Source organism: Streptomyces carpinensis (assembly GCF_002154505.1).
Lineage (GTDB): Bacteria > Actinomycetota > Actinomycetes > Streptomycetales > Streptomycetaceae > Streptomyces > Streptomyces carpinensis.
The window spans coordinates 26,466-41,745 of record NZ_MUBM01000075.1 but is presented as its reverse complement, the minus strand read 5'-3'; the positions used below and the strand labels follow the sequence as shown (position 1 = coordinate 41,745).

The following is a 15,280-nucleotide window of genomic DNA, read 5'->3' as shown; positions in this document are numbered from 1 at the left end:
CGCGCCGCTCGCGGGCGCGCTCGATCAGCCGGAGCATGAGATAGCGGGCCCGCTCCCGGCCTCGCTCGTCGACGGCGGCGTCGAGCGAGTCGAGCCACTCCTGGGTCTCCTCGGGATCGAAGTCAGGAACCTGACTCGGAAGGCCGCCAATGATGATCGGGTTTCGATCGGATCCGGAAGCCACGCTGTTCCTTACCTGTCAGAGGGCTGACATATCTGGGGCGGTTCTGGGTGTTCTGCTGGTCTTTCCCTGCGTTCCGGTGGGTTTGCCTGTCTGTGCCTGCACCGTTCCCCATCGTGTACCTCGCGTGAGTCGCGCGTCATCTCTACTGCGGGGTAACCGGCGGACTCTCATCGGATCTTCTGCCCGGTGGGGGTTCCCAAACACGCAAAAGCGGGCAGAAGGGTGTGGTGTGTGTCACCGCTGATCGCGATACCGTGTCAGGAGTTGCGGCGACACAGCCGGGAACGTCACCGTTTCGGCGGTCCGGACCGCCGGGTACTTGCGCGATCCGGCCCGCCCGTGTGGACTACGGCCAATGCTTCGCGCACGCGCGTGGCTGAAGACCCATATCGCAACACCATCAGGAGGCAACCCGTGAGCGCGACCGCGGACCACGCGGAGGAGCGGACTAACCCGGCCGCCAGGCTGGGATTCCAGCCCGGGCAGGTGGTCCAGGAGATCGGCTACGACGACGACGTCGACCAGGAGCTCCGCGAGTCCATCGAGGAAGCGATCGGCAGCGAGCTCGTCGACGAGGACTACGACGACGTGGCCGACGCCGTGGTGCTGTGGTTCCGCGACGAGGACGGCGACCTGACGGACTCGCTGGTCGACACCCTCGGCTTCCTCGACGAGGGCGGTGTGATCCTGCTCCTGACGCCGAAGACCGGCCGGGACGGATACGTCGAGCCCAGCGACATCGGCGACGCCGCGACGACGGCGGGACTGTCGCAGACCAAGAGCGTCAGCGTGGGCAAGGACTGGAACGGCACCAGGCTGCTGACGCCGAAGGCCGCGAAGTCCAAGAAGTAGTGCCGGCCCCGTCCCGGGCCGCGGATGCCTGCCCGTGCGCGGGCATCCGCCCCGGGACGGGACGTCCGCACCCCCGGCGTGCCCCGGACGGGCCGACTCACCTCGGCCCGTCCGCCGGCCCGCGGTGATCGCTGCGTAGGGTGGTCTCACCCGAACAGCCCCACCGAAGGGAAAGCAGGACGATGGCGATCCAGGTCGGCGACAAGGCACCCGACTTCGAGCTCAAGGACAACCACGGCCGCACCGTGAAGCTGTCCGACTTCCGCGGTGAGAAGAACGTGGTCCTGCTCTTCTACCCGTTCGCCTTCACCGGCGTGTGCACCGGCGAGCTGTGCGCTCTGCGCGACAACCTGCCCAAGTTCGTCAACGACGACACCCAGCTGCTCGCCGTCTCCAACGACTCCATCCACACCCTGCGCGTCTTCGCCGAGCAGGAGGGCCTCGAGTACCCGCTGCTGAGCGATTTCTGGCCGCACGGCAACACTTCGCGCGACTACGGCGTCTTCGACGAGGACAAGGGTTGCGCCGTGCGCGGGACCTTCATCATCGACAAGGAGGGCGTCGTGCGCTGGACCGTGGTCAACGGCCTGCCGGACGCGCGCGACCTGAACGAGTACGTGAAGGCGCTCGACACCCTCTGAGCCGGTGAACAGGCGGCCGGTGCCCCGGCGGCCGGTGACCCGAGGGCCGGCGATTCGCCGATTCGGCCGTCGGTGATCCGACACCTGGGATTCTTCGGCTGCGAGGCCTGCCTGGGGCGGGAACCCGTCACTAGGATCGACACGTTGATCCCATATCCGATGCACGACGGGGCTCCCCGCCCCCGGACACCAATGGAGGACTCGTGGGAGTCAGCCTCAGCAAGGGCGGCAACGTATCGCTGACGAAGGAGGCGCCGGGCCTGACCGCGGTTCTCGTCGGCCTGGGCTGGGACGCCCGCACCACGACCGGCACCGACTTCGACCTCGACGCCAGCGCGCTGCTGCTGAACAACTCCGGGAAGGTCGGCAACGACCAGAACTTCGTTTTCTTCAACAACCTCAAGAGCCCGGACGGCTCGGTCGAGCACACCGGTGACAACCTCACCGGTGAGGGCGAGGGCGACGACGAGGTCATCAAGGTGAACCTCGCCGGTGTTCCCGCCGACGTCGACAAGATCGTCTTCCCGGTCTCGATCTACGAGGCGGAGAACCGCCAGCAGTCCTTCGGCCAGGTCCGCAACGCCTACATCCGCGTGGTGAACCAGGCCGGCGGCGCGGAGATCGCTCGCTACGACCTGAGCGAGGACGCCTCCACCGAGACGGCCATGGTCTTCGGCGAGCTCTACCGCCATGGCGCGGAGTGGAAGTTCCGCGCCATCGGTCAGGGCTACGCCTCGGGCCTGCGCGGCATCGCCCAGGACTTCGGCGTGAACGTCTGAGTCTCGCGATCCCGCTGATCGAACATCCGTACAACAGAACACCTGATCGTCCGGCGCCGCGTGTTTCCGCGCGGCGCCGGACGCGCAGGAACCCACACACGCACCATCCCCGGGGAGGACCAGCATCATGGGCGTCACGCTCGCCAAGGGGGGCAACGTCTCCCTGTCCAAGGCCGCACCCAACCTGACCAACGTCATGGTCGGGCTCGGCTGGGACGCGCGCTCCACCACCGGAGCGCCCTTCGACCTCGACGCCAGCGCGCTGCTGTGCTCCGCGGGCAACCGGGTGCTGGGCGACGAGTGGTTCGTCTTCTACAACCAGCTCAAGAGCCCGGACGGCTCGGTCGAGCACACCGGTGACAACCTCACCGGTGAGGGCGAGGGCGACGACGAGTCGATCCTGGTGGACCTCGCCAAGGTCCCGCCGCAGTGCGAGAAGATCGTCTTCCCGGTCTCGATCCACATGGCCGACGAGCGCGGCCAGACCTTCGGCCAGGTGTCCAACGCCTTCATCCGCGTCGTCAACCAGGCCGACGGTCAGGAGCTCGCCCGCTACGACCTGAGCGAGGACGCCTCCACCGAGACCGCGATGATCTTCGGTGAGCTCTACCGCTACCAGGGCGAATGGAAGTTCCGGGCGGTGGGGCAGGGGTATGCCTCCGGCTTGCGCGGCATCGCTCTAGACTTCGGAGTCAACGTTTCGTAAAGCCGGGGACGGCGACGGGGGAGACCCGTACATATACGGATTGGGTAGCCAGTGCTTCTGAAAACCTTCGGCTGGTCGTTCGCGATCACCGCGCTCGGGCTGGTCGCGGCGGCCTTCTACGGGGGGTGGACCGCCTTCGGCGTTGTGGCGATCCTCGCCGTCCTGGAGATCTCGCTGTCGTTCGACAACGCAGTGGTCAACGCCGGAATCCTGAAGAAGATGAATGCCTTCTGGCAGAAGATCTTCCTCACGGTCGGCGTGCTGATCGCGGTCTTCGGCATGCGGCTGGTGTTCCCCGTCGTCATCGTCGCGATCACCGCCAAGATGGGGCCCATCGAGGCCGTCCACCTGGCCTTCAGCGACAAGGACCGCTACCAGCAGCTGGTCACCGACGCCCATCCGGCGATCGCGGCCTTCGGTGGCATGTTCCTGCTGATGATCTTCCTGGACTTCATCTTCGAGGAACGGGACATCCAGTGGCTGCGCTGGATCGAGCGGCCGCTGGCCAAGCTCGGCAAGGTCGACATGCTGTCGGTCTGCATCTCCCTGGTCGTCCTGCTGATCACCTCCTTCACCTTCGCCACCCACGCCCACCAGCACGGCGGCGCGCACGCCGACAAGGCGCAGACGGTCCTGATCGCGGGCATCGCCGGCCTGATCACGTACATGGTCGTCGGCGGCCTGTCCGGCTACTTCGAGGACAAGCTGGAGGAGGACGAGGAGCGCGAGCACGAGGAGGAGGAAGAGGCCGCCCGCACCGGCAAGCCACGCTCGGCGGTCAAGCTGGCCGGCCAGGCCGCGTTCTTCATGTTCCTCTACCTGGAGGTCCTGGACGCGTCCTTCTCCTTCGACGGTGTGATCGGCGCCTTCGCCATCACCAACGACATCGTCATGATGGCTCTCGGCCTCGGCATCGGCGCCATGTACGTCCGGTCCCTCACGGTCTACCTGGTCCGCCAGGGCACCCTGGACGACTACGTCTACCTGGAGCACGGCGCCCACTACGCGATCGGCGCCCTGGCCCTGATCCTCATGGTCACCATCCAGCACGAGATCAACGAGGTGATCACCGGCCTCGTCGGTGTGATCCTGATCGCCTGGTCCTTCTGGTCCTCGGTGCGCCGCAACCGCGCGCTGGAGGCCGCGGAGGGAAAAGCGACGGACGCGGGAGAGAAGGCTGAGGTGTCGGCCCCTCTCTAGGGCCCGGTTCACTCCGGGGCGTCACAGCTGTCGGCTCACTCGCCAGGTGTGACGCCCCTCGGCACGAGGAACGCTTCCTTGCGGGGCGGTCGACGAGGACGACGGCGAGCCGGGCCGGGTCCCGGGGACCGCCCCGCTGCACTGTGCGGGGCTGCGACGGTGGGGAGGCTGGGGGCGGGAGATGGGTTTCTTCGACGGTCTGCTGGGCGGACGTGCGACCGATTTCGACTCGGGCAGCGCCGCGTCCAACGCGATCGAACTGACCAAACGGCACCAACAGGTGTCCCTGACCAGGCAGGGCGCGGCCACCGGACACCTGCGCATCAACCTGACCTGGCGGATGCGCACCTCCGACATAGGCGGCTCCACCCGGCAGAGCCTGCTGAGGCACCCGTTCAAGGCGCTCAAGCCGCCGGAGGTGCTCGGACACAGCCAGTCGATGGTCAACGTCGACCTCGACCTCGGCTGCCTGTACGAACTGGCCGACGGCACCAAGGGCGTCGTCCAGCCGCTCGGCGGCTTCCTGGGCGACGTGAACGCGCCGCCGTACGTCAAACTCAGCGGCGACGACCGCTTCGGCTCCGCGTCCGGTGAGACGATCTACGTCAACCTGGACCACCGCGACAGCATCAAGCGCCTGCTGGTCTTCGTCTACATCTACGACCAGACCCCCGCCTTCGACCGCACCCACGCGATCGTCACGCTCTACCCGAGCAACGGCCCCCGCATCGAGATCGGCCTCGACGAACGCCACCCCCAGGCCCGCTCGTGCGCGGTCGTCCTGATCGAGAACATCAAGGGCGAGCTCGTCGTCCGGCGCGAGGTCAAGTTCGTCTACGGCTTCCAGTCGGAACTTGACCGGCTGTACGGGTGGGGCTTGCAGTGGGGGCGGGGATACAAGAGCAAGACCGGCGAGTAGCCGCTCAGCGCCCGATGAACTGAGGCCCCTGCGGCGGCAACCGGAACTCGGGATCCGGAGCGGCGGCGACCGGCGGATACCCGTACCCCGACTGTGGATACCCGTAAGCGGGCTGAGTCGCCATGGGCACAGCCGTGGGCTGCTGCGGATACCCGTACGTCGGCTGCTCGGGCGGCAAGGGCTGTGCGGCGGGCGCCTGCGTCGACGCGCCCACCGTCCCATCGGCCCCGGCGGTCACTTCCGCCTCGCCGGCCTCGCCCTCGTCCACCGAGATCCCGAAGTCCGTCGCGAGTCCCTTCAGCCCGTTCGAGTAGCCCTCGCCCAGCGCCCGGAACTTCCAGCCCTCACCCCGCCGGTACAGCTCGCCGCAGATCAGCGCGGCCTCCTGGCCGGTCTCGGGCTTGATGTCGAAATACGCCAGCGGCTCGCCGTCGGCGACCGTCGCGTCGTACAGCAGGACGCGCAATGCCCGTACGCGGTCGAACGTGACGCCGTCCGCCGAGGCGACCACCAGGATCCGGCCGACCCCGGACTCGACGCCCGCGAGGTCCGTCTGGACCGTGTCGGTCAGGCCCTCCGCGATCCGCCGCTTGCCGAGCCGCCAGACCTTCCCGGAGGGGTGCCGGGGCTGGTTGTAGAACACGAAGTCCTCGTCGGAGCGCACACGACCGTCGGGACCGAGGAGCAGCGCCGAGGCGTCGACGTCCGGGACCCCCTGACCGGGCGTCCACCGCACCACGGCCCGTACCGTGGCGGCGTCCACGGGGACGTTCGATCCCTTCACCATCGCGTGCGTCATGCGGTCATCCTGCCTTCTCGGTCCTGCTCACGACAACGCGGGGTCCGGCGCGGATACCGGCCGCTTTACCAGAAGTTCATGCCCGGCGGGAACTGCTGACACTGATTTGTACGTACTATTACCGGCCACCTTTTTTTCTGAGGCCGGGCAGTCCGGCAGTCCGTACAGGCCATTCGGCATCACAACGGGGGAGCTTCATGCGTCATTTCGGGCACCTCGCTCCTGAGGTGCGGCAGCGCCTCTTCCACCAGGAGCCGGGGGAGTTCACCGCCGACTCCCCCGCCCGGCTGCTCTCCGCCGCCCTCGGCGCCACCCTCTACAGCCCGGCCACCCGTCCGCGCCTCGCCGACGACATCGTCAAGCAGGCCGCGCGCGGAGTGGTCTCGATGGTGCTGTGCCTGGAGGACTCGATAGACGACGCGGACGTGGAGCACGGCGAGGAGAACCTCGTCCGGCAGTTCGCCCGCCTCGCAGAGCTCCCCGTCGGCGCCGCCGGCCTGCCCCTGCTGTTCGTCCGGGTCCGCGCCGCCGAGCAGATACCCGACCTGGTGCGCCGGCTGGGACCGTCCGTGCGGCTGCTGTCCGGTTTCGTGCTGCCGAAGTTCACCGGGGAGCGCGGCCTGCCGTTCCTGGAGGCGGTGCAGGCCGCCGAGACGGCGAGCGGACGCCGGCTGTTCGCCATGCCGGTCCTGGAGTCCCCCGAACTGCTGTACCGCGAGTCGCGGGTGGAGACCCTGGAGGGGATCTTCCGCGCGGTCGACAAGTACCGGGACCGGGTGCTGGCGCTGCGCCTGGGCGTCACCGACTTCTGTTCGTCGTACGGTCTGCGCAGGGCCCCGGACATGACGGCCTACGACGTCCAGATCGTCGCCTCCGTGATCGCCGACGTGGTGAACATGCTGGGCCGGGCCGACGGCACCGGGTTCACGGTGACGGGGCCGGTCTGGGAGTACTTCCGGGCGCAGGAGCGCATGTTCAAGCCACAGTTGCGGCAGAGCCCCTTCCTGGAGGTGCAGGCGGTCGAGCTGCGCGAGAGACTGATCGAGCACGCGATGGACGGGCTGCTGCGGGAGATCTCCCTGGACCAGGCCAACGGGCTGCTGGGCAAGACCTGCATCCATCCCTCCCACGTCCTGCCCGTGCACGCGCTGTCGGTGGTCAGTCACGAGGAGTTCAGCGACGCGGCGGACATCCTGCGGCCGGAGCGCGGCGGCGGCGGCGTGCTGCGGTCGGCGTACACGAACAAGATGAACGAGGTGAAGCCGCACCGCGCCTGGGCCGAGCGGACCCTGCTGCGCGCCGAGGTCTTCGGTGTCGCCAGGGAGGACGTGGGCTTCGTGGAGCTGCTCGCCGCCGGAATCCCCGGCTGACCCGCCGCCCACCAGGGCCGCCGACCGACGCCCACTCACCAGAGGGAATCCACAGGAAACGCATGAACGGCATGAACAGGGCAGGAAACGACGGGGTCTGGTCCGGCACCTGGGTCGCCGAGCGGCTCGGGGTCGAGCTGCTCGGCGGCCAGGAGCTGACCGGCCTGCTGGGGCTCGCGCTGCGCCGCAACCCCAAGCGGGCGCACCTGCTCGTGTCCAACGTGCTCGGCAAGCACGTCCCGCAGTCGCCGTCGGTGGTGTACGGCCACGGATTCGCCCTGGGCCGCCGGGTGCGGGAGCTGCTGGGCGGGCGGGAGGCCGCCACGGCGGTCGTCCTGGGCTACGCGGAGACCGCGACGGGCCTCGGCCACTCGGTCGCCGACGGGCTGGGCCCGGCCACCTACCTGCACTCCACGCGCCGCCCCGTCGCCGGTGTCGCCCCGGCCGGCGGCTTCGAGGAGTCCCACTCGCACGCCACCTCGCACCTGCTGCTGCCCGAGGACCCGGCGCTGCTGTCCGGGGACGGCCCGCTGGTCCTCGTGGACGACGAGTTCTCCACCGGGAACACCGTTCTGAACACCATCCGCGACCTGCACACACGCCATCCGCGCCGACGGTACGTCGTGGTCGCCCTGGTCGACATGCGCTCACCGGCCGACACCGCCCGCCTGGACGAGTTCGCCCGGGAGATCGGCGCCAGGGTGGACCTGGTCACGGCGGCCTCCGGGACCGTACGTCTCCCGGAGGGCGTGCTGGAGAAGGGCCAGGCACTGGTCGCCGGACACGAGACGGCGAGGGTGCCGGCGGCGCAGGAGCAGGCGGCCCTGCCCGCCCAGCGCACCCGAGGCCGGATCACCCGCGTCGAACTGCGCTGGCCCCGGGGCCTGCCCGACGGGGGCCGGCACGGGTTCACCCCCGCGCACCGGGACCGGCTGGATCGGGCGCTGCCCGCCATGGCCGCCCGGGTCGCCGAGGCACTGCCCGGGACCGCCCGCCGGGTACTGGTCCTCGGGTTCGAGGAGCTGATGTACGCGCCGCTGCGGCTCGCCCGTGAGCTGGAGCAGGTCGTCGCCGCCGAGGTGCGCTGCTCCACCACGACCCGCTCGCCGGTCCTCGCGATCGACGACCCCGGGTACGCGATCCGCACCCGCCTGGTCTTCCCGGCGCACGACGACCCGGCCGACGGCCCCGGCGAGCGCTACGCGTACAACGTGGCGGGGGCCGGCTTCGACGCCGTCGTCGCCGTCGTCGACTCGGCCGCCGACACCCCGGCGCTCCACGCCCCCGACGGCCTTCTGGCCCAGCTCGCCGCGCACACCCCGCACGTCCTGCTCGCGGTCGTGCCGTCGTACGTCCCCGGACCCGCACCCACCTCCGAAAGGCCCCGCATGCTGCCCGAGCCCCTTCGCGGCCCCGCCTTCTCCTCGTACGCGCCCGAGGAGGTCGGCTGGCTGCTCCAGGACCTCTCGGACGTGACGCTGGAGGCGCCGACCGAGGAGCGCGAGGAGGCGATCCAGAGCGGCGGGGCGCACTACGCCGAGTCGCTGCCGGTGGAGTACCAGCCCAACGAGGAGTACCAGGAGCTCTTCCAGGCGGCGCTGGAGGCCTCGGCGGCCCGGATCGCCCAGGCCGTCGGCGCGGTCACCGAGACCGTCCTGGCCGAGCGTTCGCCCCGCCCCGTCCTGGTCTCGCTCGCCCGCGCCGGCACCCCGGTCGGGGTGCTGATGCGCCGCTGGGCCCGGTTCCGGCACGGCCTGGACCTGCCGCACTACGCCGTGTCGATCGTGCGCGGCCGGGGCATCGACGCCAACGCGCTGCGCTGGCTGGCCGACCGGCACGACCCCGCCGACGTCGTCTTCGTCGACGGCTGGACCGGCAAGGGCGCCATCACCCGGGAACTCGCCCAGGCCGTCCGGGAGTTCCAGGAGAAGGAGCGGATCACCGGGTTCGACCCGGAGATCGCCGTGCTGGCCGACCCGGGCTCGTGCGTGCGCACCTACGGCACCCGGGAGGACTTCCTCATACCGTCGGCCTGCCTCAACTCGACCGTCTCCGGGCTTGTCTCACGGACCGTCCTGCGCGCGGACCTGGTCGGCCCCGACGACTTCCACGGCGCGAAGTTCTACCGGGAACTCGCCGGAGCCGACGTCTCGAACGTCTTCCTCGACACCGTCTCCGCCTGCTTCCCGGAGGTCGCGGACGCCGTCGAGGACACCGCCAAGGAACTGGCGTCCGCCGAGCGCACCCCCACCTGGGAGGGCTGGGCGGCGGTCGAGCGGATCAGCGAGGAGTACGGCATCCACGACGTGAACCTCGTCAAGCCCGGCGTCGGCGAGACCACGCGGGTGCTGCTGCGCCGGGTGCCGTGGAAGATCCTGGCGCAGTCCGGGGCGGGCGCGGACCTTGACCACGTACGCCTGCTGGCCGAGCAGCGAGGGGTTCCCGTCGAGGAGGTGGACGAACTGCCGTACACCTGCGTGGGCCTGATCCACCCCCGCTACACACGCGGGGCGACCGGCGCCGACGGCAGGGCGGTGACCCTGTGACGCCGGTGCTGGTGGCGAGCGACCTGGACCGTACGCTCATCTACTCGTCGGCGGCGCTGGCGCTGACCATGCCGGACGCGCGGGCGCCGCGGCTGCTGTGCGTGGAGGTGCACGAGAGCCGGCCGCTGTCGTACATGACGGAGACGGCCGCGCAGTTGCTGACCGACCTCGGCGACACGGCGCTGTTCATGCCGACCACGACCCGCACCCGCAAGCAGTACCTGCGCATCAATCTGCCGGGTCCGGCACCGAAGTACGCCATTTGTGCCAACGGCGGCCATCTGCTGGTCGACGGGGTGTCGGACGCCGACTGGCACCGGCGGGTCACCGAGCGGCTGGCCGGCGAGTGCGCGCCGCTCGCCGAGGTGAGGGAGCATCTGCTGCGCACCGCCGACCCGGTGTGGGTGCGCAAGCACCGTGTCGCCGAGGACCTGTTCGCCTACCTCGTCGTGGAGCGCGAACTGCTCCCGGAGGACTGGGTGAAGGAGCTCGGGGCGTGGGCGGAGAACCTCGGCTGGACGGTCTCCCTGCAGGGCCGCAAGATCTACGCCGTGCCGAAGCCGCTCACCAAGAGCGCCGCCGTCCGCGAGGTCGCCCGCCGCACCGGCACCGACCTGGTGCTGGGGGCGGGAGACTCGCTCCTGGACGCCGACCTGTTGCTGGCCGTGGACCGCGGCTGGCGCCCCGGCCACGGCGAACTGGCCGACACGGGCTGGACCGCACCCGGCATCAGCGCGCTGCCCGAGCGCGGGGTGCTGGCCGGGGAGCGGATCGTACGGGAGTTCCTCAAGGTCTCCCGGGCGCCACGGTAGAACGGGCTCGGCGCTCGGCACGGACGTCCCGCCGAGCTGTTCGGCGGTGCCGTCCCGCCGAGGTGGTCAGCCGCAGCAGCCCCCGCCGCAGCACCCTCCGCCGCCACCCGCGCCGCCGGCCCGGGGCGCGGCGGCCGGGGCGGTCGCCGAGCCGCCCACCGCGACGGTGGACAGCAGCTTGACGGTGTCCTCGTGACCCGCGGGGCAGGTCGCCGGGGCGGCGGATTCCGCCATGGGACGGCTCAGTTCGAACGTGTCGCCGCAGCTGCGGCAGCGGTACTCGTAGCGAGGCATGGGCCCAGGTTAACCGGAGTGACCAGAGGCACAGAGATCTGTGTTTCTTGTCTGTTCGTTTCTGTCCCGTTCTCATGCGGAGGAATTGAAAAGGCGGCTGATAATTTTGTCTGGCCGCGAGAGCCGCGAGGCGGCTGGGAGTGAGGGGGCTGGCGGCCGCGTGTGCGGCGGCTGTGTCGACCCGCGCGAGCAACACGGAGTGCGGAGGGGAGACGCAGTCGTGACCGAGGCAGGGCAGGGGGAGGGCCTTCCGGGGGAAGGCCGCCGGTCCCGGGAGCGCCGGGTCGCGCCGGGAGGCGCGCCGGACGCAGGTCCGCCGCCACCGCCGGACGCGACGATGCAGCTGAACGTCGACGCCCTGCGCAAGGGGGACCGGCCGGAGCGGCCGGAGGCCGAGGCCGCGTCCTCCGCGCCGGACGAGACCATGCAGCTGAAGGTCGACGCCCTTCGCAAGCAGCCGCACGGGCCCGCCTCGGCGCAACCCGGACGCCGCCCCGGGGAGCGGCCACAGCAGCAACTGCCGCCGCAGCGACGGTCCTCGGAGCAGCCGTCGCGGTCCGGCCCGCAGCCGCACGAGACCATGCAGCTGCGCATCGTAGCGGACCCCCGGCGGGACGACAGGCCAGGTATCCCCTGCGCAAGCCGGCCGGCGCTCCGAGCGCCGCAAACCGCGCCGCGCCGCACTCCCGCTGCCCCCCGCCCTCGCCCGGTTCACCGCGGAGGCCGGCCGGCGCCTGGCCCCCGTCACCCGCCGTCTGGCCCCCGTGCTCGCGGTGATCGCGCCGTACGCCCGGAAGCTGAAACCCGTCTACCCGCGCCCCGGCCGCGTCGGCTGGCGCCGCTGGGTGCCCTCCTGGCGGCAGTGGATCGCCATCGTCTTCTCGACCGTCGGCCTGACCGGCCTGTTCCTGGTCGTCGCCTACGCGGCCACGGACATACCGGAGAACCTGAACAGCTACGCCACCCAGCAGGACAACGTCTACTTCTGGTCCGACGGCACCCCCATGGCCCGCACCGGCTGGGTGCAGCGGCAGGCGATGCCGCTGAAGGACATACCCGAGGACGTCCGCTGGGCGGTCCTCGCCGCCGAGAACGAGAGCTTCTACAGCGACCCCGGCATCTCCATCAAGGGCATCACCCGCGCCCTGTGGCGCACGGTCGGCGAGGGTGACACCGAGGGCGGCTCGACCATCACCCAGCAGTACGTCAAGAACGTCTACCTGACGCAGAACCAGACCGTCAGCCGGAAGTTCACCGAGGCGATGATCTCCCTCAAGCTCGACAACAGGATGAGCAAGGACAAGATCCTCGAGGGTTACCTGAACACCAGTTGGTTCGGCCGCGGCACCTACGGCATCCAGCGCGCCGCCCAGGCCTACTACGGCAAGGACGTCAGCGACCTCAACGTCGGCGAGGCCGCCTTCCTCGCCTCCCTGCTCAAGGGCGCTGGCCTCTACGACCCCACTCTGAACCCGAAGAACCACGACCGCGCCGTGGAGCGGTGGAACTGGATCCTCGACCGCATGGTCAAGATCGGCAAGCTGTCCAAGACCGAGCGGGCCGAGTACAAGACGTTCCCCGAGCCGCTCAAGCGCAACCCGCTGTACGACACCGGCCAGCAGAGCGACTACCTGGTGGAACTGGCCTCGCAGTACGCCAAGAAGGCCGCGCACCTCTCGGACAAGGACTTCGACCTGGGCGGCTACCAGATCTACACCACCTTCGACCGCAAGCGGGAGGGCACGCTCACCGACGTCCTGACCAAGGCCCGCAAGAACGCCCAGGGAAAGGACCCGCAGGCGGCGAAGAGCGCCCACTACGGCGCCGCGTCGGTGGCCGCCGACGGCCGGATCCTCGCCGTCTACGGCGGCCCGGACCACCGTACGCAGGGCTACAACGAGTCCAACGCCTCCACCGTCCCGGCCGGTTCGGCCTTCCAGCCGTTCGTGTACGCGGCCGGTCTGGAGCACGGGGTCGTCAAACGACGCGACGCGCCCCGCGAGCAGATCACCCCGGAGACCGTCTACAACGGGGACGACGCCGTGCCCGTCACCACTCCCGAGGGGCCCTACTGGGACCGCAGCGGCCGCAAGGTCGCCGCGCACAACGACGGCAAGAAGTCCTTCGGCCCGATCACCTTGCGCAAGGCGCTCGCCCAGTCGGTGAACACACCGTTCATGCAGCTCGGCATGGACACCGGCCTGGACCGGGTGAAGCAGACCGCCGAGGCGTCCGGGCTGCTGCCCTCCAGCATGGGCCCGCAGGTGCCCGCCCTGTCCCTGGGCAGCTCCACGCCGAGCGCGATCCGCATGGCCAACGGCTACGCCACCTTCGCCGCGGGAGGGGTGCACACCGAGCCGTACTCGGTGCGGCGGATCACCCGCAACGGCTCGGCCGTGCGGCTCGAGACCCCGGCCGCAAACCGCGCGGTCACGGCCCAAGTGGCGCAGCAGGTCACCGAGGCGCTCGCCGACGCCTTCCGCACCGCCCACCCGAACGCGGCACCCGCCACGGCCGCGGTGGCCGGCAAGGCCGGCACCACCGAGGACGACACGGCCGCCTGGTACGTCGGCACCGCCCGGTCGGTGTCCACGGCGGTGGTCGTGTACCGGATGGACCTGGCGAAAAGCCTCGAACCGCTGCCCCTGAAGGGACTCGCCGGAACATCCGCCGACAGCGTTCCGTACTCCATATGGGCCGGCGCCATGGCACCGCTCGGCTGACCCCCGGCGGGCCGCCGCACCGGCACCGCACCACCTCGCACGACAACCGAAGACTCCCGTGGACCGCGCCGACCACGCGGACGCCGCAGACCGCCGCAGACTCTCCTGCAGATTCGAGCCGCCCATGAAGCCGACCCCCGGCCGCCGCCGCAAGGCCCGCGCGAGCCGCCGACCGACCCACCCTCAGTTCCTCACCCTGGCGGCTTTCTTGGTCGTCGCCTCCGTCGTGGCGGGTTCCCTGGCTCTCACCCGCCCCGACTCCACCGCCCCGACCGCCTCCTCCGGCCCGGGCAGCGGCGCCAAGAGCCCGGTTCCCAAGGCGACCAAGGAGCCGGCGTGGGACGGCAAGACGCATGTGCTGGGCGACGGGTCGACCTCGTACACCGGCCCGCAGAAGGGCGCGTTGAAGCCCGTTCCGCTCAAACCCGGTGAGAAGCCCCCCCAGTTCGTGGTCTTCTCCTGGGACGGCGCCCTGGAGGGCAGCGACCACCTGTTCTCGCACTACCGGGAACTGGCCAAGGAGTACAACGCCCACATGACCTTCTTCCTCACCGGCATCTACCTGCTGCCCAAGAGCAAGAAGAACCTCTACCACCCGCCGATGCACCCGGTGGGCGCCGCGGCGATCGACTACCCCACCGACGAGCACATCCGCGACACCGTGGAGCAGCTGCGCCTGGCGTACGAGCAGGGCAACGACATCGGCACCCACTTCAACGGCCACTTCTGCGGTGCCAAGGGCGGCGGCGACTGGAGCGTGGAGGAGTGGAAGAGCGAGATCGACCAGTTCTACTCCTTCGTCGAGAACTGGAAGACCAACACCGGCTACACGGACATCCCTCCGCTGCCCTTCGACTTCAAGAAGGAGGTCACCGGCGGGCGCGCTCCCTGCCTGGAGGGCCAGCCCAACCTGCTGAAGGCCATCAAGAGCTACGGCTGGCGCTACGACGCCTCCTCGCCCGGCGACTTCCAGATATGGCCGACGAAGAAGAACGGCATATGGGACTTCCCGCTGGAGATGCTCCCGTACGAGAACGGCAAGTACCAGGGCCTGTCCATGGACTTCAACTTCCTCTACAACCAGTCCAACGGCGAGACCAAGGGCGACCCGGCCAAGTACGCGCAGTGGGAGCAGCAGACCGTCGACTCCTACATGGCCGGCTTCAACCGGGTCTACTACGGCAGCCGTGCACCGCTGTTCATCGGCAACCACTTCGAGGACTGGAACGGCGGCATCTACATGAAGTCCATCGACCAGGTCGTCAAGAACGTCTGCACCAAAAAGGGCGTCAAGTGCGTGTCCTTCAAGGAGCTCGCCGACTGGATGGACGTTCAGAAGCCCAAGACGCTGCAGCGGCTGCGGGGCCTGGATCCGGCGCAGTCCCCCGACTGGTCGTCGGTGGTGAAGTGACGTCAAGTAGCCGCTCTTGCCGATGAGTTGAACTTGTGCACACC

The 15,280-nt window shown here is 69.8% G+C and carries 13 protein-coding genes and 1 pseudogene; 11 read left to right on the top strand and 3 right to left on the bottom strand.

Features of this window, described 5'->3' with window-relative positions; translation table 11 throughout:
• On the bottom strand, positions 1–184 hold a 184-nt coding region (locus BZY54_RS53040; protein ID WP_244217091.1), incomplete at its 3' end, for a hypothetical protein.
• A gap of 414 nt (positions 185–598) precedes the next feature.
• Here BZY54_RS53040 and BZY54_RS10940 point away from each other — a divergent pair.
• The 6 genes from BZY54_RS10940 to BZY54_RS10915 all read left to right on the top strand — a co-directional run bounded on the left by BZY54_RS10940 (position 599) and on the right by BZY54_RS10915 (position 5,281).
• Positions 599–1,036: a DUF3052 domain-containing protein gene (locus BZY54_RS10940; protein WP_208640617.1), complete on the top strand. Its 438-nt coding sequence runs from the start codon at positions 599–601 to the stop codon at positions 1,034–1,036.
• Between the two features lie 182 nt (positions 1,037–1,218).
• Positions 1,219–1,677 carry a peroxiredoxin gene (locus BZY54_RS10935; protein ID WP_086724957.1) on the top strand — a complete coding sequence of 153 codons (459 nt, stop codon included), beginning with the start codon at positions 1,219–1,221 and terminating at the stop codon, positions 1,675–1,677.
• 203 nt (positions 1,678–1,880) lie between these two features.
• Complete coding sequence (locus tag BZY54_RS10930) at positions 1,881–2,456, top strand: TerD family protein (protein WP_086724955.1); 576 nt, start codon at positions 1,881–1,883, stop codon at positions 2,454–2,456.
• Between the two features lie 127 nt (positions 2,457–2,583).
• Positions 2,584–3,162 carry a TerD family protein gene (locus tag BZY54_RS10925; RefSeq protein ID WP_086724953.1) on the top strand — a complete coding sequence of 193 codons (579 nt, stop codon included), beginning with the start codon at positions 2,584–2,586 and terminating at the stop codon, positions 3,160–3,162.
• Between the two features lie 51 nt (positions 3,163–3,213).
• Positions 3,214–4,362 carry a DUF475 domain-containing protein gene (locus BZY54_RS10920; RefSeq protein WP_086724951.1) on the top strand — a complete coding sequence of 383 codons (1,149 nt, stop codon included), beginning with the start codon at positions 3,214–3,216 and terminating at the stop codon, positions 4,360–4,362.
• 181 nt (positions 4,363–4,543) lie between these two features.
• A complete protein-coding gene (locus BZY54_RS10915) occupies positions 4,544–5,281 on the top strand; it encodes a TerD family protein (protein WP_086724949.1) in 738 nt (245 codons plus the stop codon).
• A gap of 4 nt (positions 5,282–5,285) precedes the next feature.
• Here BZY54_RS10915 and BZY54_RS10910 read toward each other — a convergent pair whose 3' ends face one another.
• Positions 5,286–6,080, bottom strand: coding sequence for a TerD family protein (locus BZY54_RS10910; RefSeq protein ID WP_086724947.1), 795 nt, complete (start codon positions 6,078–6,080; stop codon positions 5,286–5,288).
• Between the two features lie 197 nt (positions 6,081–6,277).
• Between BZY54_RS10910 and BZY54_RS10905 the strand changes: the two genes are divergently transcribed.
• The 3 genes from BZY54_RS10905 (at position 6,278) to BZY54_RS10895 (ending at position 10,808) form a co-directional block, all read left to right on the top strand.
• Positions 6,278–7,450 carry an HpcH/HpaI aldolase/citrate lyase family protein gene (locus BZY54_RS10905; protein WP_086724945.1) on the top strand — a complete coding sequence of 391 codons (1,173 nt, stop codon included), beginning with the start codon at positions 6,278–6,280 and terminating at the stop codon, positions 7,448–7,450.
• A gap of 71 nt (positions 7,451–7,521) precedes the next feature.
• Positions 7,522–9,996, top strand: coding sequence for a phosphoribosyltransferase (locus BZY54_RS10900; protein ID WP_086724968.1), 2,475 nt, complete (start codon positions 7,522–7,524; stop codon positions 9,994–9,996).
• Positions 9,993–10,808, top strand: coding sequence for an HAD family hydrolase (locus BZY54_RS10895; RefSeq protein WP_086724943.1), 816 nt, complete (start codon positions 9,993–9,995; stop codon positions 10,806–10,808). Before BZY54_RS10900 ends, BZY54_RS10895 begins: the two co-directional genes overlap by 4 nt.
• A 66-nt stretch (positions 10,809–10,874) precedes the next feature.
• On the opposite strand, the gene BZY54_RS10890 is transcribed toward BZY54_RS10895, so the two are convergent.
• Positions 10,875–11,102, bottom strand: a complete 228-nt coding sequence (locus tag BZY54_RS10890; protein ID WP_086724941.1) for an FmdB family zinc ribbon protein — start codon at positions 11,100–11,102, stop codon at positions 10,875–10,877.
• A 580-nt stretch (positions 11,103–11,682) separates the two neighbouring features.
• Here BZY54_RS10890 and BZY54_RS10885 point away from each other — a divergent pair.
• Positions 11,683–13,825: pseudogene (locus BZY54_RS10885) on the top strand (transglycosylase domain-containing protein).
• A gap of 124 nt (positions 13,826–13,949) precedes the next feature.
• On the top strand, positions 13,950–15,236 hold the full coding sequence (locus BZY54_RS10880; RefSeq protein ID WP_086724967.1) for a polysaccharide deacetylase family protein: 1,287 nt from the start codon (positions 13,950–13,952) through the stop codon (positions 15,234–15,236).
• The last annotated feature ends 44 nt before the right edge of the window (positions 15,237–15,280 follow it).

Bases quoted from the DNA above. Each gene is read 5' to 3' on its own strand.
- BZY54_RS10935 (WP_086724957.1), top strand. From the start codon at position 1,219: ATGGCGATCCAGGTCGGCGACAAGGCACCCGACTTCGAGCTCAAGGAC.
- BZY54_RS10925 (WP_086724953.1), top strand. From the start codon at position 2,584: ATGGGCGTCACGCTCGCCAAGGGGGGCAACGTCTCCCTGTCCAAGGCC.
- BZY54_RS10915 (WP_086724949.1), top strand. From the start codon at position 4,544: ATGGGTTTCTTCGACGGTCTGCTGGGCGGACGTGCGACCGATTTCGAC.
- BZY54_RS10910 (WP_086724947.1), bottom strand. From the start codon at position 6,080: ATGACGCACGCGATGGTGAAGGGATCGAACGTCCCCGTGGACGCCGCC.
- BZY54_RS10905 (WP_086724945.1), top strand. From the start codon at position 6,278: ATGCGTCATTTCGGGCACCTCGCTCCTGAGGTGCGGCAGCGCCTCTTC.
- BZY54_RS10900 (WP_086724968.1), top strand. From the start codon at position 7,522: ATGAACAGGGCAGGAAACGACGGGGTCTGGTCCGGCACCTGGGTCGCC.
- BZY54_RS10890 (WP_086724941.1), bottom strand. From the start codon at position 11,102: ATGCCTCGCTACGAGTACCGCTGCCGCAGCTGCGGCGACACGTTCGAA.
- BZY54_RS10880 (WP_086724967.1), top strand. From the start codon at position 13,950: ATGAAGCCGACCCCCGGCCGCCGCCGCAAGGCCCGCGCGAGCCGCCGA.